Origin of the sequence: Longispora sp. NPDC051575, from assembly GCF_040681875.1 — a bacterium.
Lineage (GTDB): Bacteria > Actinomycetota > Actinomycetes > Mycobacteriales > Micromonosporaceae > Longispora.
On sequence record NZ_JBFAZP010000007.1, the window covers coordinates 485,234 to 506,658 of the forward strand.

Genomic DNA, 21,425 nt, shown 5'->3' on the forward strand with positions numbered 1-21,425 from the left:
ACGAGTGTGGTGTCCGTCAGGTGACGATGACCAGCCGAGACGTGGGATGATTGGCTCCGCCCGCCAGCGAAGTCGAGCTATCAGGAGTAGCGATGGACGCCCTCTTCACCGTTCCGGACGCGCGCAACGAGCCGGTCCGCTCGTACGCCCCGGGGAGCCCCGAGCGGGCCAGCCTGCAGACCAGGCTCGCCGAGCTGGCCGGCGAGCAGCTCCAGCTCACCTCCACGATCGGCGGCGAGCAGCGGATGGCCGGCGGCGAGGAGCTGCCCGTCGTGCAGCCGCACAAGCACGCGCATGTGCTCGGCGTCACGGCCAACGCCACGACCGCCGACGCGCGGGCCGCCGTCCGGGCCGCCAAGGACGCCGCGCCGATGTGGCGGGCCCTGCCGTACAGCGAGCGGGCCGCGATCTTCCTGCGCGCCGCCGACCTGCTGGCCGGCCCGTGGCGGGACACGCTGAACGGCGCGACGATGCTCGGCCAGTCCAAGACCGTCCAGCAGGCCGAGATCGACGCGGCGTGTGAGCTGATCGACTTCCTGCGGTACAACGTGGCGTTCGGCTCCCAGCTGCTCGCCGACCAGCCGAGGTCCTCCGACGGGATCTGGAACCGGTTCGACCACCGGCCGCTCGAGGGCTTCGTGCTCGCGATCACGCCGTTCAACTTCACCGCGATCGGCGCGAACCTGCCGATGGCCCCGGCCCTGATGGGCAACACGGTCGTGTGGAAGCCGTCGGTGACCCAGCAGTTCGCCGCGCACTTCACGATGCGGCTGTTCGAGGCGGCCGGCCTGCCGCCCGGCGTGATCAACATGGTCACGGGCGACGGCCTGGCGGTCTCCGAGGTCGCCCTGGCCGACCCGGACTTCGCCGGCCTGCACTTCACCGGCTCCACGCCGACGTTCCAGAAGCTGTGGACGACGATCGGCAACAACATCTCGAACTACCGGGGCTACCCGCGGATCGTCGGCGAGACCGGCGGCAAGGACTTCATCATCGCGCACCCGTCGGCCAACGCGGCGGCGGTGAGCACGGCGATCGTCCGGGGCGCCTTCGAGTACCAGGGCCAGAAGTGTTCGGCGGCCTCCCGGTCGTACCTGCCGCGCTCGATCTGGAACGCGATCAAGGACGACCTGGTCGCCACCACCGAGGGCCTCACCTACGGCGACGTCTCCGACTTCTCCAACTTCGGCGGCGCGGTGATCGACCGGCGCGCGTTCGACAAGCACGCGGCCGTGTTCGACCGGGTCCACGGCGCGTCCGGGGTCTCCGTGCTGGCCGGGGGCACGACCGACGACTCGGTCGGCTACTTCGTCCGCCCGACCCTGATCGAGTCCACCGACCCGACGCACGAGATCTTCACGACCGAGTACTTCGGCCCGATCATGGGCGTCTACGTCTACGACGACGCGGACTTCGAGAAGGTCGTCAAGCAGGCCGAGAACGCCTCCCCGTACGCGCTGACCGGCTCGATCTTCGCCGACGACCGCCGGATCGTGGACTGGGCGGCCAACGAGCTGCGGTTCTCGGCCGGCAACTTCTACATCAACGACAAGCCGACCGGCGCCGTCGTCGGCCAGCAGCCGTTCGGTGGGGCGCGCGCGTCGGGCACCAACGACAAGGCCGGCTCCTGGCACAACCTGCTCCGCTGGATGTCGCCGCGCACGATCAAGGAGACCTTCGTGCCGCCGACGGACCACCGCTACCCGCACATGGGCTAGTCCTCCGGGCATGACGCGGCCGGGTTCCCCACGGGGAGCCCGGCCGTTTCCCTGCCCTGACCTGGGGACGCGTGCGGTTCCGGGGCGGCGGGTCTTGCGGGGATCCGGGCGCGTGTCGAGACTGTGGGGGACAGTCACACGGGGAAAGGACACTGTCATGCGTAGATCTCTGTTGGTGGTCGCGGCCGTCTTCGTCGCCGGGGTGTTCGGGACGGCGGGCCCAGCGTCCGCCGATCCCGGCACGTCCGGCACGGACAACACCGCGACCCACGGGTCGGTGGTCGGCACGGACAACACCGCGACCCATGGTTCCTTCGCCGGCCCGGCCGGCACGTCAGGCCTCGACAACATCGCGACCCAGGGCTCCTTCGCGGGCCCGGCCGGCACGTCCGGCCAGGACAACGTCGCGACCGAGGGGTCGTAGGCCCGGGACGGACACGGCGACCGCGCGGTCGTAGCGGGAGCCCACGGGGCGGGTGCCGGTCGACGGCGTCCGCCCCGTGGCGTGTCCGGGCCGGCGGGCGCGCCACGGACCGGCACCGCGCAGGCCGACCCTCGCCGGTTCCTGTCGCCATCCGCCAGGGGGTGGGCTCCGGGCCGGTCGATAGGGCACTGTGGATGGTCTACGGGCTGCCGACCGCTGGGGGCGGACATGGCGAGGTGGTTGGACTTCGACAACGTCTTCGTCCGCGCGGCCCTGTGGGTGCTCGTCGCGGCGGTGGGCGTCCTGTACGGCACGGTCCTGACGGTCACCGAGACCGGGAAGGTGCGGGCCTACGCCCGGGCCCCGGTCTGCGTGGGCACGTCCGACGACGGCTGCGTGCGGGAGTCCACGGCCCCCACCTGGGGCTGCGAGCGGCGCGGCGGCGGGGAGTACGCCGTGACCCACCACCTGCGGGTGGGGGAGCGCGCCCGGCCGGAGCTGGTCCGGGTGGACGACGCCGAGGTCTGCGGCGGGAAGGGCGAGGAGTTGGGGATCCGGTGGTTCCGGGGCGAGATCGTCGGCGTCCGGCGCGGGGCCGTGCGGTCGGTCACGGAGCACACCCCGGCGCCGCCGTACCTGTGGGGCATGCTCGGTCTGGTGTTCTGGACCGTGGTGTTCTGGAACGGCACCCGGAAGGGGCAGGGTCTCCTGGGGCGGGAGTGGGACTCGTTCGCGTTCGGGTCGGTCTCCCTGTGTGCCGTGCTCGGCTCCGGGTATCTGCTGGTCACCTGGCTGCTGGACGGCGTGTGGGGCCTGGTGCGGCCCGAGCCCCGGCTGATCCTCGTCAGCGTCGCGCTGACCCCGGGCGCGGCGGTCGTCACGTGGCTGCGGGTGCCGCTGCCGCCGTGGTTGGGCGGGCTGCCCAGGGCCTGACGCGAGTCGCCGGCGTGCCTCCCGGTGGAGAAATCGTCCCCTCCGGTCCATAGTGGATAGTCGGCGGGTTCCGGCGTGGGGGGGATGACGATGCTCGGTGGCGCGGAGTTCAGGGAGCGCGTCTACAACGCGATCTTCAGGGTGGTGATCGTCGTGGTGGGCTTCCTGCTGGGCACGGTCATGACCTTTGTCGGGACCGAGGAGACCGTGGCCTACAACCGGGCCCCGGCCTGCGGCGAGGTGGTCGACCGGGACTGTGTGCGGCAGGCCACCGTCTCGGACTGGAGCTGCGAGCGGCGCGGGGACTACGAGGCCGGCTACACCAGCTGGCTCAGGCTCGGCGGGCCCGACCGGGCCGAGCCGGTCGAGGTGGACGCCGACATCTGCTACGCCCGCGGCGTGGGGCGGGAGTTGACCGTCCGGTGGTTCCGGGGCGACATCGTGACCGTCCAGCGGGCGGGGTTCGTGTCGGTGACCGACCACCGGCCGGAGGTGCCCTACTTCGCGGCACTGCTCGGGCTCCTGTACTGGGCGGCGGCGTTCACGCTCGCCGTGTACGGGCTCGTCGTCGCCCTGCGCAGGGACATCGAGGACCCGGTTCTCGCCGTCGGTGTCTTCGTCGGCCTCTTCGTCCTCGGCGTCGGTGTCGCGTACCTGGTGGTCGCGGGCATTCTGGACGGGTTCCTGGACGTGGTGCACCCGTACCCCCGGCTGGTCTATGTCTGCGTCGTCCTGCCCCCGGTGGTCGCGGTAGTGATGGTGGTGCGTGTCGTGCTGCCGGCCGGTCGGGGTGGGGCGCGGAGGATGCGGAGCTGAGGGGCGTGGGCGCCCGAAAGGGCATCGACGGCGGTGCAAGGGTGCGACAAGGGCCGTATTGGTGATCAACTATTGACCACTGGATGTGACGGCGCTAACGTCATCGAATAATTTAGGAAACATTCCTAAGAGTTGTTCCGTCTCCTCACCCCTCGGGAGCCGAAGTTGTCCAGACGAGTCCTGCCGGCCGTCGTCGCCGCCTGTGCGGCACTGGCCGCAGCCGTGTTCACCTTCAACATCGGTCCGTCGTACGCCGCAGCCAATGAGGACTGTCGCCCCGACGGACTGGCCCGGAGCGCGGGCGTCGACGCCCCGTACTGCGCCGCCTACGACACCAACGGCCGCGAGAAGATGGGCGCCGGCGTCAACCGGCGCGTGATCGGTTACTTCACCAACTGGCGCACCGGGGCCAACGGCGCCCCCTCGTACCTGGTGAACAACATCCCGTGGAACAAGGTCACCCACCTCAACTACGCGTTCGCGCACGTCGACGGGGCCAACAAGCTCTCGGTCGGCGGCGGCGGGGCGACCAACGCCTCGACCGGCATGACGTGGCCGGGCGTGCCCGGGGCCGAGATGGACCCGAGCTTCCCGTACCAGGGGCACTTCAACCTGCTGAACAAGTTCAAGAAGCAGTACCCGAACGTGAAGACGCTCGTGTCCGTCGGTGGTTGGGCCGAGACCGGCGGCTACTTCGACGACAGCGGCAACCGGATCGCGTCCGGCGGCTTCTACACGATGACCGAGAGCCAGGCGAAGATCGACACCTTCGCGGACTCGGCCGTCTCGTTCATCCGGCAGTACGGGTTCAACGGCGTCGACATCGACTACGAGTACCCGACGTCGAACAAGGACGCGGGCAACCCGCTGGACTTCACGGTCGCCAACGCCAAGCGGGGCCAGCTCATGGCCGGCTACGTGAACCTGATGCGCACCCTGAAGCAGAAGCTGGACGCCGCGAGCGCCGCTGACGGCAAGTACTACATGCTCACCGCCGCCGTCCCCGCCTCGGGCTGGCTGCTGCGCGGCATGGACGTCTACCAGGTCACCCAGTACCTCGACTACGTGAACGTCATGACCTACGACCTGCACGGCGCCTGGAACGAGTACGTGGGCCCGAACGCCGCGCTGTTCGACAACGGCCAGGACTCCGAGATGATCGCCGGGAGCGTCTACAGCTCCTACGGCCAGATCGGCTACCTCAACGGGGACTGGGCACTGCACTACTTCCGGGGGAGCATGCCCGCGGGCAGGATCAACCTCGGGTTGCCGTACTACACCCGGGGCTGGGAGAAGGTGACCGGCGGGACCAACGGCCTGTGGGGCACCTCGAAGGGCTCACCGTGCCCGGCCGGCACCACGGTCTGCGGCGCCGGCGCGATCGGCATCGACAACCTGTGGCACGACGACAAGCCCGGGACCACGGAGGAGGAGCCGGCCGGCTCGAACCCGATGTGGCACGCGAAGAACCTCCAGCAGGGCATCCCGGGTGACTACCTGGCCAAGTACGGCCTGGACCCGAACCTGCCGAAGAACAAGCTGACGGGTACGTACGTCCGCAACTACAACGCCACCATGGCCGCCCCGTGGCTGTGGAACGACCAGAAGAAGGTCTTCCTGTCCACCGAGGACGACGTATCGGTGAACACGAAGGCGCAGTACATCGCCGACAACGGGTACGGCGGCGCGATGATGTGGGAGCTGGCCGGCGACTACGCGTGGGACGCGGCCAAGGGCCAGTACTTCATGGGCAACACGCTGACCACGGCGCTGTACGACAAGCTCCAGACCGGCGCCCCGTACGGCGCGTCGAAGTCGAACAAGACCATGCCGACCGCGACGCTGGACGTCGGGATCGACGTGGGCGGCTTCCCGGTCGGCGACTCCAACTACCCGATCACCGGCAAGATGAAGGTCACCAACCGCTCGACCGTCGACATCCCGGGCAGCGCGAAGCTCGAGTTCGACATGCCGGTGAGCACCACGGCGGAGATCGGCCAGCAGACCGGGTGGACGCTCACCGTCGCCCCGGGCCGCAGCGGCTCGAACTCCGGCGGTCTGAAGGCCGACTTCCACCACGTGACGATGACCCTGCCGAGCTGGCAGACGATTCCGAAGGGTGCTTCCGCCGAGGTCGTCATGACCTGGAAGCTGCCGGTGTCCGGACCGTCCAACTACACCCTCACGTTCGGGGGTACGTCCTACCGCCTGTCGGCCGACCACCCGCGCGGCGGTACGACGAACCCGACGACGGCGCCGCCGACCACGGCCCCGCCGACGACCCGGCCCCCGACCACCGCGCCGCCGACCACGGCTCCGCCCACGACGGCCCCGCCGACCACGCGGCCGCCGACGACGGCGCCTCCGACGACGGCTCCGCCGACTACCCAGCCCCCGACCTGCTCGGTGGCGGCGTGGACCGCGGCGACGGTCTACAACGGCGGAGCGCAGGCCTCCTACAACGGCCGGATCTGGAAGGCGAAGTGGTGGACGCAGGGAGAGACGCCCGGAGTGGCGGCGGTGTGGGAGAACATCTCGGCCTGTGGGCCGGCGACCTCGTCCCCGCCCGGGACGTGCACCACCCCGCCGTGGGTCACCACGACCGCCTACTCGGGCGGCGCGACGGTGGTCCACAACGGGAAGAAGTACCGCGCCAAGTGGTGGACGCAGGGCGAGACGCCCGGTACCGCCGCGGTCTGGGAAGACCTGGGCACCTGTAACAGCTAGGTAGGACACGTACCGCCCCCGGCACCCGCCGGGGGCGGTACTAAATTCTGGGCATGACTCCGAACGCCGCCTGCGGTCTGCTGGCCGAGCCGGAACGCCTCCGGGTGTACGCCGCCGTCGTCCTCGGCGCGGGCCTGCCCAGCGAGATCGCCGACCGGTCGGGCGTGGACCTGGACACCGTCCTCAAGGCGGTGCGCCGCCTGCACCGGGGCGGCCTGCTCTCCCTGGTGGACGGCCGGTACGCCGCCGACGCCGCCCCCTTCAAGGACGCGATCCGGCTGGCCGCCGCCACCGAGCCCCCGGTCACGCCGCTGGACCCGGACCCGAAGCGCGACGCGGTGCTGCGGGCGTTCATCCGCGACGGCCGGCTGGTGCGGATGCCGGTGGCGCGGGCCAAGCTGCGGATGGTGCTCGAACACATCGTGGCGGGCTTCGAGCCGGGGGTGCGCTACCCGGAGCGCGAGGTGAACGCGATCCTGCGCGCCTGGTCCGAGGACTACGTGACCCTGCGCCGCACCCTGATCGACAACGTCCTGCTGACCCGCGACGCGGGCGTGTACTGGCGCTCGGGCGGGCCTGTGGAGGTCTGAGCGGCCCCGTGGAGGTCTGGCGCCGGGTGCAGGTCTAGCGGACCCGCAGGGACGCCAGCGGCCGGTACGTCAGCCCCAGGCGGCGGAACAGCCGGATCGCCCCGCAGTTCCACCCGTCCACGAGCAGCCCGACCCGCCCGTACTCGGAGAGCATCTCGTCGACCAGGAACCCGCAGGTCGCGGCGGAGTGCCCCCGGCCCCGGGTCTGCGGGTGGGTGGCCGCGCCGGACAGGAAGCCGACGGTCGGGGCGCTCCACGCGTCGGCGGCGACGGCGGCGAGCCGGCCCCCACAGTCGCGCAGCCCCGCCCAGCGCCGGACGCCCTCGACCCGGGGGCGGGCCTTGGCGGACGGCCACGCGGCGTCGAGCAGCTTGCCGATGTCCCGGTCGTCCTCGTCGGTGAGCCAGCCGGCGGAGCTCGGCACGACGGCGGGCCGGCGGGAGGTCTCCATCCAGCCGAACGTGTCGACCATGGTCACGCCGGGCACCCGGTCCGCCAGCTCGCGGATCAGGGGGGCGTCACCGATCGTGCGGTAGCTGGGGCCCACCTCGGCGAGCACCTTCGGGACCAGCACCGCGAGGTCGTCGGCGGAACCGGTGACGGCGAGGCGGTCGCGTTGGTAGAGCGCGGGGGACGCCACGGCGAACGCGTCGCCGTGGGAGTAGGCCCGGGACTGTCCCTGGGCCGCCCACGCGAGTAAGGGATCCTCGTCGCCGGGCTCGTTGGTTTCCTGCACGGGTCCAGCGTGCATCCGTTGGCGGCGAAAGGGGGGATGCCGGTACCCGAATGTGATTTACGACTCTGAATCTGGCCTGGTTGCAACCCTGCGCGCCCACGACGCAGCGCGAGGCTGCGGCCACCGTGGGCCAAACCGCGCCTAACGCCCCAGCTAGGCTGGCCGTCACGGAACGTGAACCTGGGAGCCCCCGTGCCGTCCCGCCGATATCGCGGTACGGTGACGATCGTGACCGATGAGACATGCCCACTGTTCGGCGAGCAGGGCGGGAAGCTGACCTACGGGAGCTACCTCCGCGTCCCCGAGCTGCTAGAGCTCCAGATCCCCGAGTCCTCGCCCCCGGCGCACGACGAACTGCTGTTCATCACCATCCACCAGGTGTACGAGCTGTGGTTCAAGCTGATGCTGCACGAGCTGACCGACGCGCGGGACCGGATGCTCACCGGCGAGGCGTACGCGCCCCGGGTCCGCCTCGAACGCAGCCAGGCCATCATGCGGGTACTGGTCAGCCAGGTGGACGTGATCGACACCATGACGCCGCAGGACTTCCTCGCCTTCCGGGAGAAGCTCGCGCCCGCGTCCGGCTTCCAGTCCGTCCAGTTCCGCGAGATCGAGTTCCTGTCGAACCTCAAGGACCCGACGTACCTGGACCGGTTCCGGGGCCTCACCGAGGCCGAGGAGGGCCGGCTGCGCCTCCGGCTGGACGAGCCGAGCCTGTGGGACGGCTACGTGTCCCTGCTCGCGCACCACGGGTTCGCCGTGGGCACCGAGGAGGACCGCGAGCTCGCGCTGAAGCAGATCGCGCACGACCGGGAGAAGTACGGCGCGCTGTGGGACCTCGCCGAGGCGCTCATCGCGCACGACCAGGCCCTGGCCCTGTGGCGCTCGCGGCACGTCCTGATGGCCGAGCGCCAGATCGGCACCAAGCCGGGCACCGGCGGCAGCGCGGGCGGCACGTACCTGCGCTCCCGGATCGCGCTGCGCTGCTACCCCGAGCTCTGGTCGTTGCGCTCCGCGCTCTAGGAAGACGTCGAGGGGGGTACCGCCGGCCCGCGGTACCCCCCTCGTGCCGTGTCTTTTTAGAAGGCGCTCCGCAGCCGCGCGTGCGACTCCACCGACGCGCCCAGCGAGTCCAGGGCCCGCAGCGCCGCCCCCAGCACCGGGGGAGACGTCACGACCACCGGCTGGGCGGCCGGCACGAGGCGCGAACGCACCCCGGCCAGCAGCAGCGGCTGTGCCGACTGGAGGACGCCGCCGCCCAGTACCACCGCGTGCGGTTTCTCCAGCAGGTCCAGCCGGCGGGCGGCCACGGTCGCCTGCGCCACGATCTCCTTCGCCTGCTGCTCGATCACGCCCAGCGCGACCTCGTCCCCGGTCTCGGCGACCGTGAACAGGAGCGGGGCCAGCTCCGGGATCCGGTCCACGTCGATCTCCCCGAGGTGCAGGGCGACCCCGACGGCCTCCGCGCCGTCCCGGCCGAAGTGCGCCGCCACGGCCGCCGTGAGCGCGGTGGCCGGGCCCCGGCCGTCCTCGCCCCGGACCGCGTGCCACAGCGCCAGCCGGGCCAGGTGGTGCCCGCCGCCCCAGTCGCCGGTGGTCTCGCCGAGCGCCGGGAACCGCGACGTGCGCCCGTCGGCGGCCCGCCCCACGCAGTTGGTGCCTGCCCCGCACACCACCGCGATGGCGTCGGGATTGTCGGTGCCGGCCCGCAGCAGCGCGAACGTGTCGTTGTCCACCAGATGGGTGTCCGCCCAGTGCGCGCCGTCCGCGCCCGCCTGCAGCGCCGTCACCTCGTGCGGCAGGTCCGCGCCGGCGAGGTACAGCTCCGCCCGGTCCAGCCGCACCCCTCCCGCCTGGGCCTGCGCGTCGGAGATCAGCTTGTCCAGCAGCGCGGTCGTCCCGTCGAACCCGAGGTGGAACGGCGAGGAGCCGCCGCCGCGCACCCGGGCGAGGATCCGGCCGTCGGAGTCGCCGATCAGCACGTCGGTCTTCGAGTTGCCGCCGTCGACGGCGACATAGTGCCGGGCTACCACTTCAGGTGCCGATCGCGGACCATCGTCGCGGTGAGCTGCTCGGCCAGGTCGTGCTGCCCGACGAGCGGGTGGGCGAGCAGCGCCTTGTAGACCCGGTCGGCCCCGCCGTGCACGGCCGCCTGGACGGCCAGTTCCTCGTAGCCGGAGACGTGCGCCACGAGGCCGGCCAGCTCGGGGGCGAGCGGGGCGATCGGGCGGGGGACCGCGCCGGCCGCCGACACGTCGCACTGGACCTCGATGACCGCGTCGTCGGACAGGAACGGCAGCGCCCCGTTGTTGCGCACGTTCGCCGGGTGGATGCCCGGGGTCTGGCCGGTCAGCGAGTTGATCAGGCCGACCGCCGCCTCGGAGTAGAACGCGCCGCCCCGCTTCGAGAGCAGTTCGGGCTTCGTGTCCAGGGTCGGGTCCGCGTACATCTTCAGCAGTTCCGCCTCGATCGCGGCCACCTTCTCGCCCCGGGTCTCGGCCCCGCGTTCCTCCTCGACCACGTTGTCGTGGGCGTAGAAGTACCGCAGGTAGTAGGAGGGCACGTTGCCGAGCTGGGTGAGCACCTTCGGCGGCAGCGACAGGTCGGCGGCCAGCTCGTCCAGGTGGGTGGTCAGCAGCTCGGGCAGCCGGTCCACCCCGTCCACGTACGCGGCGCGCTCCCAGGTGAGGTGGTTGAGCCCCACGTGGTCGAGCAGCACCGCCTCGGGGGCCACCCCGAGCAGCTTGGCGAACCGGCGCTGGAAGCCGATCGCCACGTTGCACAGCCCGACCGCGTTGTGCCCGGCGTCGAGCAGGGCCCGGGTGACGATGCCGGTCGGGTTGGTGAAGTCCACGATCCACGCGCCGGGGTTGGCGAGCTTGCGGGCCCGCTCGGCGACGTCGAGGACGACCGGCACGGTGCGCAGCGCCTTGGCGAGCCCGCCCGCGCCGGTGGTCTCCTGGCCGACGCAGCCGCACTCCAGCGGGAACGTCTCGTCCCCGATCCGGGCGTCCTGCCCGCCGACCCGGAGCTGGATGACCACCACGTCGGCGCCGTCGAGCCCCTTGTCGAGGTCCGAGGTCCAGGTGACCTTCCCGGCGTGCCCGTACTTCGAGAAGATCCGGGCACCGAACGGCCCGACCATCCCGAGCCGGTCGGCCGCCGGGTCGATCAGCGCCAACTCGGTCACCGGCGACCCGAGCCGGGCGAACCCGTCGATGAGTTCCGGACTGTACGTCGAACCGCCGCCGACGACCGCGACCTTCATGAAATGTCTCCTTGGATCAGTCTTCTTTGTACGGTGGCCAGGCCGGCGCGGAGCGCGCCGGTGAGCACGGGGTCCCCGTCGACCTTGGTGAGTTCGACCGGCACGTTGAACGGCCGGAGGGCCATGGCCTTCTCGACCGCCTCGCGCAGCGCCTCGCCCCCGGCGCGGGCCACGCTGCCGGCGAGCACGATCCGGGGCGGGTCGATGATGGCGATGATGGCGACCAGGGGCACGACGAGCCGCTCGGCGATCTCCTCGAGGGTCAGGCCGTCCAGGTTGGGCGCGCCGATCAGGCTCTGCAGGTCCCCGCCGCGCGCGCCGGTCGGCACGGGCAGGTAGCCGATCTCGCCGGCCCCGCCGGACGCGCCGCGCAGCAGCTGTCCACCCAGGTCGATCGCGAGCCCGAGCCCCTCGTCGACCCACAACAGAGTGAAAGGCCCATTTTGGAACTGCCGCTCGGCGACCGCGACGAGGTTCACGTCGTTGTCGACGTCGAGGGAACAGTCCACTCGGGTCCGCAGCTCGCCGATCAGCCCGGGACGGTCCCAGCCCGGCGTGTCGATGTGCCGGATGGTGTCGGTCGCGGGGTCGTAGGAGCCGGGCACGGCGAGCTGGATGTGGGCCGGACGGAGGGGGCCGGCGGCCAGTCTGTCGAGCACTTCCGTGATGGTTTCGGCCTTGAACTCCGTTTGGACCCCGCCGACAAGATCACAAATGGCTACGGAGAGTGATTTTACTCGGAGTGATATCGCGGCGACATGTGCCGCTTCGGGATGCGGGGCGTAGATCTCCGCATTGGGCCCCGGCCGGCCGGTCACATGCCCGGTCACCACCGCGAGACCGCTCTCCACCAGGCGGCGCAGCAGCTCCGAGGCGGTCGGTTTCGAGAGCCCGGTGAGCTCGCGCAGCTCGCCCCGGGTCAGGCTGCCCCGGGCCAGCAACTGCTCCAGAGCTGCGCCTTCGTTCAGCGCGCGCAGGTGACGGGAGGTCGCCACAGCTCAGCTCCAATCGTTAGTAAGACTGACTGACAATAACACGCGCGGGGTACGCCGGTCGATCTCGTATCGACACGGATCGCCTGCCCAAAATGTCCAATATGAAAAGGTCGTTACAACAAGATCACCTGATCGGGATCAGAATGTGATCATGCCCTCTTCCGATTTGGACCAACAATGCCTTCACTGTCTGTAATGGAACCTGCGCGTTCGCTGGATTTTCGCAGCTCAGAGTGGCACCGTTATAGGTATGGCAGATACTGGCCTTAATGCGACAGCGGCAGCCCTATTGGGACTGCTACACGATGGACCGATGACCGGCGGCCAGCTCATGGCCGAAGCGGAGCGGCGCCTGGGTGCCTACTGGACGATGACTCGTTCCCAGGTGTACCGGGAGCTTCCCGTGCTTGCCGAGCGTGGATACCTGCGCCTCGGCAAGCCGGGGCCGCGTTCCAGTCAGCCCTATTCGGTCACGGCGTCCGGCAAGCGAGCCTTTGGCAAGTGGCTCGCGGAACCGGCGGGGAAGGACCAGGTCAGGAACCCGGTCGTTCTGCGTACGGCGTTCAGCAGCCTCATGCCCAAGGGCGAGAAGAAGGACATGTACGAGGAGGCGGTGTCCTACCACACCAACTCTCTCGCAGAGGTCCGGGAACAGGCTAAGAACGCCAAGAAGGATGGGGACGAGGCCGGCGCCACGGCGCTGGACTTCGCGGTCGGCTACCACAAAGCTGTGTTGGCCTGGCTGAAGACGGCAAAGTAGCTCAATCGCCCGGCAGGTCCTGGCCGGGCGCCTGAGTCTTCTCAGCCGCCGAAAGACCCACAACCACCAGACGGGGACGGGCGGGCTGGCCGAAGGGCCAGCCCGCGTACCCTGGGACGGTGACCACCACGCTCGAACTCGCCGAAGCCATCCGTGGACTCGATGCCACCCTGCACAACATCGAGGTCGTCCTCGACGTCGCCAAACTCCGCAAGGACAAGGCGGCGCTCGAAGAGGAGGCGTCCGCGCCCGATCTGTGGGACGACCAGACGAAGGCGCAGGCGGTGACGTCCCGGCTGAGCTACGTGAACATGGAGATCAACAGGGTCGAGGGCCTCCGGTCCCGGATCGACGACGCGGGCATCATGTTGGAGATGGCCGAGTCGGAGGACGATCCGGGGGTCCTCGAAGAGGTCGTCGAGGAGCTCGCGAAGCTCCGCAAGTCGATCGACGAGCTCGAGGTCCGCACCCTGTTGTCCGGGCCGTACGACGTCCGCGAGGCCCTGGTCTCGATCCGGTCCGGCGCGGGCGGGGTGGACGCGGCCGACTTCGCCGAGATGCTCATGCGGATGTACCTGCGCTGGGCCGAGCGGCACGGCTACCCGACCGAGGTCTACGACACGAGCTACGCCGAGGAGGCCGGGCTCAAGTCCGCCACCTTCGCCGTCAAGGTGCCCTACGCGTACGGCACGCTGTCCGTCGAGGCCGGTACGCACCGGTTGGTCCGGATCAGCCCCTTCGACAACCAGGGTCGCCGGCAGACCAGCTTCGCCGCCGTCGAGGTCGTGCCCGTGGTCGAGCAGACCGACGACATCGAGATCCCCGACGAGGAGATCCGGGTGGACGTCTACCGGGCGTCGGGTCCGGGCGGGCAGGGCGTCAACACCACCGACTCGGCGGTCCGCCTGACCCACATTCCGACGAACATCGTCGTGAGCTGCCAGAACGAGCGGTCACAGCTCCAGAACAAGGCCACCGCGATGGTCGTCCTCAAGGCCAAGCTGCTCGCGCGCAAGCAGGCCGAGGAGGCCGCGAAGATCGACGCGCTCCGCGGGGACGTGGCCGGTTCGTGGGGCGACCAGATGCGCAACTACGTGCTCAACCCGTACCAGATGGTGAAGGATCTCCGGTCCGAGTTCGAGACCGGGAACCCCGCCGCCGTGCTCGACGGGGAGATCGACGGCTTCATCGAGGCCGGGATCCGGTGGCGCAAACAGCGGGAGCGGGCCGCCGGGCAGTAACCGGACGGGCGGCGGGCGGTAACGGGACTGGTCGGCCGCGGGCGCGAGACTGGACGACTCAGCCGGGTGACGTAGACTTCCCAACCGTGATCCGGCTCGAGCACGTTACCAAGACGTACCCGAAGGCGAGCAGGCCCTCGATCGAGGACGCAACGGTCTCGATCGAGAAGGGCGAGTTCGTCTTCTTCATCGGCCCCACCGGCTCCGGCAAGTCCACGATCGTCAAGCTGATGCTGCGTGAGATCACCCCGACCAAGGGGAAGGTCTACGTCAACGGCAAGGACATCACGAGCATGCACAGCTGGAAGGTGGCGAACTTCCGCCGCTCCATCGGCTGCGTGTTCCAGGACTTCCGCCTGCTGCCGAACCGCACGGCCTTCGAGAACGTCGCGTTCGCCCTCGAGGTGATCGGGAAGACGAAGTCGGTGGCCCGGCGGGTGGTGCCCGAGGTGTTGGAGCTCGTGGGGCTCGGTGGCAAGGAGCACCGGTTCCCGCACGAGTTGTCCGGCGGTGAGCAGCAGCGCGTCGCGGTGGCCCGGGCCTTCGTGAACCGCCCGCTGATCCTGCTGGCCGACGAGCCCACGGGAAACCTCGACCCGGACACGTCCATCGAGATCATGCGACTGCTCGACCGGATCAACCGGACGGGTACGACGATCGTGATGGTCACCCACGACTCGAACATCGTCAACCAGATGCGACGACGGGTGATCGAAGTCGACGGCGGGCGCATCGTCCGTGACCAGGCTCGCGGCGTTTACGGCTAGGCGGAGGAATCGATGCGCGCCAAATACGTACTCGCCGAGGTCATGGTTGGCCTCTGGCGGAACGTGACGATGACCATCGCCATGATCATGACGATGGCGGTCTCGCTGTCCCTGCTCGGGGCGAGCCTCCTCATGTTCTGGCAGGTCCAGGACATGAAGGACTACTTCAACTACAAGGTCGAGGTCTCGATCTTCCTCGAGAAGGCCACCGAGGAGCAGCGCAACGATCTCCAGCAGAAGCTGAAGACCGACCCGCTGGTCAAGACGGCCGACTACGAGAGCAAGGAACAGGCGTACCGGAAGTTCAAGGAGCAGTTCAAGGACGCTCCCGAGCTGGTCAACGCCACCCAGATGGACGCGCTGCCGGAGTCGTTCCGGGTGAAGCTCAACGACCCGACCAAGGTCGACGAGATCCGGAACAAGTACAACGGGCAGCCCGGCGTCGGGCAGATCATCGACCAGCGACAGCTGCTGGACAAGATCTTCTCGATCCTCGGTTCGTTGCAGAAGCTCGCGCTGATCATCGCCATCGTGCAGGGCGTGGCCGCGTTGCTGCTGGTCGGGAACACGATCCAGGTCGCCGCGTACAGCAAGCGGCGTGAGGTCTCGATCATGCGCCTGGTCGGCGCGTCGAACTGGTTCATCCAGGCGCCGTTCGTCATGGAGGCCGCGTTCGCGGGCATCATCGGCGCGTTCCTGGCGTACATCGTGCTGGTCCTGGCCCGGTGGCTGCTGCTCGACGGCGCGCTGAAACCGCTGATGAACGCCACGATCATCACGCCGATCCCGTGGGAGAACATCCACCTGATGCTCCCGCTGCTCGCGGTGGTCGCCGGCGTGATCAACGCGGTGGTCGGCTGGATCACGCTGCGGTTCTACATCAAGGTCTGACGGGAGAAGCCCCAGGTCAGGGGCCGAACCCATTTCGGGGCGCCCTCCGGCGTGTCCAGCCGGAGAGCGCCTCGATCTATGTCCGTCTTGGTTAGTCTGTCCCCACGCTACGAAATGGGGCGGATATGTACCGATGGACACCGCTTGCTGTGTTTCTATTGGCAGTCACCGTTCTGTCCTCCCCTGCGCACGCCGACCCCGAGGCCGACCGGCAACGGGTCGCCGCCCAGCTCGCCGAGACCAACTCGCTCCTCGAAGGGGCCACCGACCGGGCCCGCGCGGCGGCCGCGTCCTACAACGAGGCCACCGCCGCCCTGCCCAACGTCACCGCCGCCGCGGCCACCGCCAAGGGGGTCGCCGCCGCCCAGGCCGCGGTCGCCGACCAGGCGCGCGGGGAGGCCGACAAGGCGCGCGGCGAGTTCAGGGTCGCCAGCGAGGCGTACACGGCCGCCGCCGGGAAGGTCGAGCAGGCCCGGGAGCTCAACGCCCGGTTCGCGGCCGGCGCGTACCAGGGCTCCGGGCTGATGCAGATGAACGTGGTCCTCGCGTCGAAGTCCCCGACCGACCTCGCCGACAAGCTGACCTACCTCGACCAGGTGTCGAAGAACCGCGCCCGCAGCCTGCAGGACTACACCCAGGCCCGGCTCGCGTCCAAGGTGCTCCAGAACAAGGCCGACTCGGCGAAGGAGTCCGCGGAGAGCGCCGAGCGGGCGGCCGCCGCGGCGCTCCAGGTCGCCCGGCGCGCCGAGGCCGACGCCGCCGCCCTCGTCGAGGCCACCGTCCGGCTGGCCGAGCAGCAGCGCCAGGCCCTGGCGACCGCCGAGGGGGAGCGGGCCGAGACCCTCGCCCGGTACGCGGAACTGGAGGCCGAGAGCGCCCGGATCGAGGCGACGCTCCGCGCGATCCAGGCCCAGGCCCAGAACGAGCAGCCGTCGGAGCAGCCCGCCGAGCAGCCGGCCGCCTCGGGCTACCACGGCGGCTACTTCCCGATGCCCGTGCGCGGCGGGTGGAAGTCCTCGGACTTCGGCAGCCGGTACGACCCGTACTACCACGTCTGGCAGCTGCACGCGGGCGTCGACATCGCCGCCGACGGGGGCACCCCGATCTACGCGGTCGCCGACGGCCGGGTCGCGCAGGCCGGCTGGAACGGCGGCTACGGCAACTACACGTGCATCAGCCACGGCGAGTACGAGGGCCGCAACATCGCGACCTGCTACGCGCACCAGTCGTCCATCGCGGTCGGCTGGGGCGAGTACGTCCGGGCCGGGCAGATGATCGGCCGGATCGGCACCACGGGCGCGTCCACGGGCAACCACCTGCACTTCGAGGTGCGGCTCAACGGCACCCCGGTGCAGCCGCTGGACTTCCTGCCCGGCTGCTTCTGCTGACGACCGGGGCCCGTCCGGTGAAGGCCCGCCCCCTCGGCCGGCCGCAGGCTCCCGGGACGGCCGGTCGCCGCGCCGGCCGGGCACCGACGGCTGGGCCGGCCGGCCTCCCCGGCCGCCGGCCTGTCGATATCCGGTCGGCCGCCGGTCACCCAAGGGCTACCATTGCTCGTCCGGCCCCGCGTGGTCCGGACGGGTGGACTGGGTGTTCGGCCGGGTCGTGTGGGGTCCGGTCGGTGGTGGAGAGGTGGAGTTGTGCCGAGGGAGCAGGGCCGCAAGGTCGTCTCGACGAATCGCAAGGCCCGGCACGACTACACGATCGTCGAGACCTTCGAGGCCGGCATGGCCCTGATGGGGACCGAGGTCAAGTCCCTCCGGCTCGGGCGCGCCTCGCTGGTCGACGCGTTCGCCCACTTCAACGGGCACGAGCTGTACCTGCACGGCCTGCACATCCCGGAGTACGTGATGGGCACGTGGACGAACCACACCCCCCGGCGCACCCGCAAGCTCCTGCTGCACAAGGCCGAGCTGGTCAAGCTGGAGCAGAAGAGCCGCGAGGGCGGTTTCACGATGGTCCCGCTGTCGCTGTTCTTCGAGAACGGCTGGTGCAAGCTGGAGCTGGCGCTGGCCAAGGGCAAGAAGTCCTACGACAAGCGCCAGGACATCGCGACCCGGGACGCCAACCGGGAGATCGCCCGGGTGCTGGGCCGCAAGAACAAGGGCATGGACGACTAGACGGGTACCGGGCGGCGCGCTCGCCCGGCCTGCCGTGTCGGGCGCTGCCGCCTCAGGCGGAGGGCTCGCCGGGCTCAGGTCGTCGGCGCGGGCGGCAGTGGTGACGCCGGCGCCGGGTGCGGCAAGGGGTGCGCGCCGGCCGGCCGCAACCCGTCGAACAGCATCGCGAGGTACCGCCGCCACAGCTCCGGATCGGCGTCCAGCAGCGGCCCGGCCACGTAGTTCGGCGCGCACATCAGCAGGATGACGTCGGCCCCGGTGACATCGGCGCGCACCACCCCGTGCTCCTGGGCCCGTTCCACCAGCGCGTAGGTCGCCTGGAACATCCGGTCCCGGGCCCGGGCCACCTCGGGGTCGGCCACGACGGTGGGGCTCGCCGCGAGCAGGAACGACAGGTCCAGCTGCTGCTTGTACTCCGCGCTCACGGTCAGGAACTCCACCAGCCCCGCCTCCGGATCGCCCCCGAGCAGCGCCTCCCCGGCCGCGCTCAGGGTGGCCATCCGGTCGAGGACGATGGCCACGAGCAGGTGGTCCTTGGTGGGGAAGTGCCGGAACACGGTGCCCTTGCCGACCCCGGCCCGCCGCGCGATGTCACTGATCGAGGCGTCGGCCCCGCGCTCGGCGAACTCGGCGGCGGCCGCGACCAGCAGCGACTCCCGGTTCCGGGCGGCGTCGGCCCGCAGTGGCCGCGTGACTGTCACGCCGCCCAGCCTACAACAAGTTGACCGCCCGGTCCGGTTACTGTTAGCGTCCTCGAACATGACCGGGCGGTCCGGTTAGTGTTTCGGGGAGGTCGGCATGAAGGCACTCGTCGCGCGGGACTACGGCCCACCGGAGAGCTACGAACTGGCCGAACTGCCCGTCCCCGAACCCGGCCCGGGGCAGCTCCAGGTGCGGGTCGCGGCGGCGGCGCTCAACGCGGCCGACCTCAGACTGCCCGCCGGAGACTTCCGCGAGGTCGCTCCGCTGACGTTCCCGCACGTCCCGGGCAACGACTTCGCCGGCACGGTGACGAAGGTCGGCGACGGCGTGACCGCGTACCGGGTCGGGGACGAGGTGTTCGGGTTCGCGTTGCCCCGGGCGCTGCGGGCCATGGCCGGCCCCCGCCCGTCGCTGGGCACCGGGGCGCTGGCCGAGTACGTGGTCGTGGAGGCGGACACCCCCTTCGTCGCCCACCGCCCCGCCGGACTGGACCCGGTGGCCGCCGCCGCGCTGCCCATCGTCGGCTCCACCGCGCTGGCCCTCCTGCACCACGCGGCGGTCCGACCGGGCGGGACCGTGCTGGTGATCGGCGCGACCGGCGGGGTCGGCACGGCCGTCCTGCCCCTGCTCGCCGCCGCCGGGGCCACCGTGCTCGCCACCGCCACCCGGGACGACGGTGACCTGCTCCGGAAACTGGGCGCCGCCGAGGTGCTCGACTACCGCGCGGCGGACCCGGTGGAGGAGGCGCTCCGGCAGTACCCGTCGGGGGTCGATCTGGTGGTGAACCTGGTGCTGCCCAGCGACGACCTGACCGGCCCGGCGCGGGCGCTGCGCCCCGGTGGCCGGCTGCTCACCATCACCTTCCCGCCGCCCGGCCCGGACGCGACCGGCCGCGACGACGTGACGGTGACCCTGGTCCTGGACATGGCGGGGGAGTACGGCGCGATGCGCGAGGTCGCCGGACACGCCGCCGCCGGTCGGCTCCGGGCGACGATCGGCCGCAGCCACCCCCTCGACGGGGCCGGCCGGGCCTGTGTGGAGTTCGCCCGGGAGCACACCACGGGCAAGGTCGTCGTCACGATGGCGTGACCCCTTGACGGGACCGTTAAGTTCCTTGCGTGGGTCGTCACATCCGCCGTTCCGGGCGGTCCCGTCTGATGGGCGCGCTCGTCACCGCCGCAGGTGTGCTCAGCGTCATCGCGCTCGTCACGTTGGGCATGCGCGCCGACCCGGCACCCGTCGGCATCAGCCCCGCCGCGACGGACGGCCCGCCGGCCGGCGACGTCGCGGCGCTCGGTCCGCAGCCGGTCGGGGCCCTGAGCCCACGGCCCTCCGCGTCGGCCCCGCCCACCCGGTCACCCTCCGCCGCGCCGACGTCCGCGAAGCCCTCGCCCACCCCCGAGTCGGTGTCGGTGCTGGTCGCGGGCTTCCGCGAGGAGGCCCGGTGGAGCGGCGGCTACTCCGGCACGGTCACGATCACGAACCGGAGCACGGCCACCGTCACCGGTTGGCGGCTGGTGCTCGCGATGCCGGCCGGCCACGAGGTGCGGGACGTCTCCGGCGCGGAGGAGGACGCCAGGGGCCGGACCGTGACGCTGACCCCGGAGTCGTGGACGGAGCGGATCGCGGCGGGGAAGTCGGTGTCGCTGCGGCTGACGCTGCGGGGCGGTTCCGGCGTGCCGTCGGTAACCGAGGTGACAGTGGGTTCGGGATCGCGCTAGGCTGGTGGCACAACACCATATGGGGATGACTGGTTTCGACTTCGTTCGTTGCGTCAGGGGAAGCGAGTCGAGATAGCCGACGTCAGCTCGTTAATCGTCGTCGGAAAACAATAAGCGCCAAGAATTCGCGCTCGAACTTCGCTCTCGCTGCCTAAGCGTTAGCCAAGTTCTGTCAGTCCGGGTTTGCCTTCGGCCCGGGTCCTGGCATCAGCTAGAAGGCTTACCAACCGAGCCCGGTGACGGGGTTCATGCGGGAAACCAAACAGTTACTGGGCCCGTCGTGCCAACTCGCTCACGAGATTGGCAGGGCCAAGTAGGGACATAGTGAGCTGCACTCGGAGAAGCCCTGGTTATACGACGGAGGACCCGGGTTCGATTCCCGGCATCTCCACGGCGCGACCCGCCACCGCCTGTAGGCACGCGGCACGGCAGGTCGACAGACGAACAGCGCGGCGCGCACCCCTCTTAAGGGCTGCAGCCGCGCTTTTCGCATCCCTCATCCCATATGCGTAGTTAGGTGTCAGACTTCGATGGATCCTAGACACTGGGCAATCATTCCGTCACTCTTGGTGAATATCTTTCGTCGCGAGGAGGTGTGCGATGGCTGTGATCACACGTGATACGGGGGTACTGGGGACCGCTCAGGCGTTGGAGGGGGCCGTCGCCGGCCGCGCGCCGGTCGAACAGCTGCACCAGCTGCTCAGCCACCTGCGCGTGACGCTCGCCGCGCACCCGGACTCGACCCGGACCGGCCCGTACGCGGAGATCCTCACCACCGCCCCGCACCTCGCCCGCCGGGCCGACCAGCTCGTCGCCGAACACGACCGGCTCGCCCTCGCGATCAGCGCCCTGTTCGAACGGCTGGAGGCCGGTCCGGGGCGCCGGTTCGCCAAGGAGGTCGCCGAGCTGTTGCGGATGCTGCGCGGGCACCAGCGGCGGGGCGCGCAACTGCTGCACGAGGCGTACACAGTGGATCTGGGGGGCGAGACGTGAGAAGGGCCCGTCGAGTACCCGGC

General features: G+C 70.4%; 21 protein-coding genes and 1 other RNA gene. 17 read left to right on the forward strand and 5 right to left on the reverse strand.

Annotated elements, in window-relative coordinates; all coding sequences use genetic code 11:
- The first annotated feature begins 92 nt into the window (after positions 1 to 92).
- From pruA to AB0M43_RS23130, 6 genes are all read left to right on the forward strand, one after another.
- Positions 93 to 1,718 (forward strand): L-glutamate gamma-semialdehyde dehydrogenase, encoded by a 1,626-nt coding sequence (gene pruA, locus AB0M43_RS23105; RefSeq protein WP_363727822.1) that lies wholly within the window; start codon positions 93 to 95, stop codon positions 1,716 to 1,718.
- A 157-nt stretch (positions 1,719 to 1,875) separates the two neighbouring features.
- On the forward strand, positions 1,876 to 2,142 hold the full coding sequence (locus AB0M43_RS23110) for a hypothetical protein (protein WP_363727823.1): 267 nt from the start codon (positions 1,876 to 1,878) through the stop codon (positions 2,140 to 2,142).
- 228 nt (positions 2,143 to 2,370) lie between these two features.
- Positions 2,371 to 3,075 (forward strand): hypothetical protein, encoded by a 705-nt coding sequence (locus tag AB0M43_RS23115; protein ID WP_363727824.1) that lies wholly within the window; start codon positions 2,371 to 2,373, stop codon positions 3,073 to 3,075.
- A gap of 84 nt (positions 3,076 to 3,159) precedes the next feature.
- Entirely contained in the window at positions 3,160 to 3,891 is a 732-nt protein-coding gene (locus AB0M43_RS23120) for a hypothetical protein (RefSeq protein ID WP_363727825.1), read from the forward strand.
- A gap of 165 nt (positions 3,892 to 4,056) precedes the next feature.
- On the forward strand, positions 4,057 to 6,618 hold the full coding sequence (locus tag AB0M43_RS23125; protein ID WP_363727826.1) for a glycosyl hydrolase family 18 protein: 2,562 nt from the start codon (positions 4,057 to 4,059) through the stop codon (positions 6,616 to 6,618).
- Positions 6,619 to 6,671: 53 nt separating this feature from the next.
- The gene (locus AB0M43_RS23130) at positions 6,672 to 7,208 is read left to right on the forward strand and encodes a DUF2087 domain-containing protein (protein WP_363727827.1); all 537 of its coding nucleotides are present in this window, start codon (positions 6,672 to 6,674) and stop codon (positions 7,206 to 7,208) included.
- A 34-nt stretch (positions 7,209 to 7,242) separates the two neighbouring features.
- On the opposite strand, the gene AB0M43_RS23135 is transcribed toward AB0M43_RS23130, so the two are convergent.
- Entirely contained in the window at positions 7,243 to 7,944 is a 702-nt protein-coding gene (locus tag AB0M43_RS23135) for a GNAT family N-acetyltransferase (protein ID WP_363727828.1), read from the reverse strand.
- Between the two features lie 228 nt (positions 7,945 to 8,172).
- On the opposite strand from AB0M43_RS23135, the gene AB0M43_RS23140 reads away from it, so the two are divergent.
- Positions 8,173 to 8,967 carry a tryptophan 2,3-dioxygenase family protein gene (locus AB0M43_RS23140; RefSeq protein WP_363727829.1) on the forward strand — a complete coding sequence of 265 codons (795 nt, stop codon included), beginning with the start codon at positions 8,173 to 8,175 and terminating at the stop codon, positions 8,965 to 8,967.
- A gap of 56 nt (positions 8,968 to 9,023) precedes the next feature.
- Here the strand turns inward: AB0M43_RS23140 and AB0M43_RS23145 are convergent, their stop codons facing one another.
- From AB0M43_RS23145 to AB0M43_RS23155, 3 genes are read right to left on the reverse strand one after another with little or no spacing between them, the layout of a single operon-like run.
- On the reverse strand, positions 9,024 to 9,977 hold the full coding sequence (locus AB0M43_RS23145) for a BadF/BadG/BcrA/BcrD ATPase family protein (protein WP_363727830.1): 954 nt from the start codon (positions 9,975 to 9,977) through the stop codon (positions 9,024 to 9,026).
- Positions 9,971 to 11,212, reverse strand: a complete 1,242-nt coding sequence (locus AB0M43_RS23150) for a 6-phospho-beta-glucosidase (protein ID WP_363727831.1) — start codon at positions 11,210 to 11,212, stop codon at positions 9,971 to 9,973. The genes AB0M43_RS23145 and AB0M43_RS23150 overlap by 7 nt, the downstream gene beginning before the upstream one ends.
- Positions 11,209 to 12,207 carry an ROK family transcriptional regulator gene (locus tag AB0M43_RS23155; protein WP_363727832.1) on the reverse strand — a complete coding sequence of 333 codons (999 nt, stop codon included), beginning with the start codon at positions 12,205 to 12,207 and terminating at the stop codon, positions 11,209 to 11,211. Before AB0M43_RS23155 ends, AB0M43_RS23150 begins: the two co-directional genes overlap by 4 nt.
- 250 nt (positions 12,208 to 12,457) lie before the next feature.
- On the opposite strand from AB0M43_RS23155, the gene AB0M43_RS23160 reads away from it, so the two are divergent.
- The 6 genes from AB0M43_RS23160 (at position 12,458) to smpB (ending at position 17,986) form a co-directional block, all read left to right on the forward strand.
- The gene (locus AB0M43_RS23160; RefSeq protein ID WP_363727833.1) at positions 12,458 to 12,967 is read left to right on the forward strand and encodes a helix-turn-helix transcriptional regulator; all 510 of its coding nucleotides are present in this window, start codon (positions 12,458 to 12,460) and stop codon (positions 12,965 to 12,967) included.
- 119 nt (positions 12,968 to 13,086) lie between these two features.
- Entirely contained in the window at positions 13,087 to 14,208 is a 1,122-nt protein-coding gene (gene prfB / locus AB0M43_RS23165) for a peptide chain release factor 2 (RefSeq protein WP_363727834.1), read from the forward strand.
- 86 nt (positions 14,209 to 14,294) lie between these two features.
- Positions 14,295 to 14,975: a cell division ATP-binding protein FtsE gene (gene ftsE / locus AB0M43_RS23170; protein WP_197006967.1), complete on the forward strand. Its 681-nt coding sequence runs from the start codon at positions 14,295 to 14,297 to the stop codon at positions 14,973 to 14,975.
- Between the two features lie 12 nt (positions 14,976 to 14,987).
- Positions 14,988 to 15,866, forward strand: a complete 879-nt coding sequence (gene ftsX, locus AB0M43_RS23175; RefSeq protein WP_363727835.1) for a permease-like cell division protein FtsX — start codon at positions 14,988 to 14,990, stop codon at positions 15,864 to 15,866.
- A 158-nt stretch (positions 15,867 to 16,024) separates the two neighbouring features.
- Positions 16,025 to 17,254, forward strand: a complete 1,230-nt coding sequence (locus AB0M43_RS23180; protein WP_363727836.1) for a peptidoglycan DD-metalloendopeptidase family protein — start codon at positions 16,025 to 16,027, stop codon at positions 17,252 to 17,254.
- Positions 17,255 to 17,506: 252 nt separating this feature from the next.
- Entirely contained in the window at positions 17,507 to 17,986 is a 480-nt protein-coding gene (smpB, locus tag AB0M43_RS23185) for an SsrA-binding protein SmpB (RefSeq protein WP_363727837.1), read from the forward strand.
- Positions 17,987 to 18,060: 74 nt separating this feature from the next.
- On the opposite strand, the gene AB0M43_RS23190 is transcribed toward smpB, so the two are convergent.
- Complete coding sequence (locus AB0M43_RS23190; protein WP_363727838.1) at positions 18,061 to 18,687, reverse strand: helix-turn-helix domain-containing protein; 627 nt, start codon at positions 18,685 to 18,687, stop codon at positions 18,061 to 18,063.
- 97 nt (positions 18,688 to 18,784) lie between these two features.
- Between AB0M43_RS23190 and AB0M43_RS23195 the strand changes: the two genes are divergently transcribed.
- The 4 genes from AB0M43_RS23195 (at position 18,785) to AB0M43_RS23210 (ending at position 21,402) form a co-directional block, all read left to right on the forward strand.
- On the forward strand, positions 18,785 to 19,777 hold the full coding sequence (locus AB0M43_RS23195) for an NADP-dependent oxidoreductase (RefSeq protein ID WP_363727839.1): 993 nt from the start codon (positions 18,785 to 18,787) through the stop codon (positions 19,775 to 19,777).
- Between the two features lie 29 nt (positions 19,778 to 19,806).
- On the forward strand, positions 19,807 to 20,409 hold the full coding sequence (locus AB0M43_RS23200; protein ID WP_363727840.1) for a cellulose binding domain-containing protein: 603 nt from the start codon (positions 19,807 to 19,809) through the stop codon (positions 20,407 to 20,409).
- A 21-nt stretch (positions 20,410 to 20,430) separates the two neighbouring features.
- Positions 20,431 to 20,803: a transfer-messenger RNA gene (gene ssrA, locus AB0M43_RS23205) on the forward strand.
- 206 nt (positions 20,804 to 21,009) lie between these two features.
- Positions 21,010 to 21,402 carry a hypothetical protein gene (locus AB0M43_RS23210; protein ID WP_363727841.1) on the forward strand — a complete coding sequence of 131 codons (393 nt, stop codon included), beginning with the start codon at positions 21,010 to 21,012 and terminating at the stop codon, positions 21,400 to 21,402.
- The last annotated feature ends 23 nt before the right edge of the window (positions 21,403 to 21,425 follow it).

Bases quoted from the DNA above. Each gene is read 5' to 3' on its own strand.
- pruA (WP_363727822.1), top strand. From the start codon at position 93: ATGGACGCCCTCTTCACCGTTCCGGACGCGCGCAACGAGCCGGTCCGC.
- AB0M43_RS23110 (WP_363727823.1), top strand. From the start codon at position 1,876: ATGCGTAGATCTCTGTTGGTGGTCGCGGCCGTCTTCGTCGCCGGGGTG.
- AB0M43_RS23115 (WP_363727824.1), top strand. From the start codon at position 2,371: ATGGCGAGGTGGTTGGACTTCGACAACGTCTTCGTCCGCGCGGCCCTG.
- AB0M43_RS23120 (WP_363727825.1), top strand. From the start codon at position 3,160: ATGACGATGCTCGGTGGCGCGGAGTTCAGGGAGCGCGTCTACAACGCG.
- AB0M43_RS23130 (WP_363727827.1), top strand. From the start codon at position 6,672: ATGACTCCGAACGCCGCCTGCGGTCTGCTGGCCGAGCCGGAACGCCTC.
- AB0M43_RS23150 (WP_363727831.1), bottom strand. From the start codon at position 11,212: ATGAAGGTCGCGGTCGTCGGCGGCGGTTCGACGTACAGTCCGGAACTC.
- AB0M43_RS23160 (WP_363727833.1), top strand. From the start codon at position 12,458: ATGGCAGATACTGGCCTTAATGCGACAGCGGCAGCCCTATTGGGACTG.
- ftsX (WP_363727835.1), top strand. From the start codon at position 14,988: ATGCGCGCCAAATACGTACTCGCCGAGGTCATGGTTGGCCTCTGGCGG.
- AB0M43_RS23195 (WP_363727839.1), top strand. From the start codon at position 18,785: ATGAAGGCACTCGTCGCGCGGGACTACGGCCCACCGGAGAGCTACGAA.
- AB0M43_RS23210 (WP_363727841.1), top strand. From the start codon at position 21,010: ATGGCTGTGATCACACGTGATACGGGGGTACTGGGGACCGCTCAGGCG.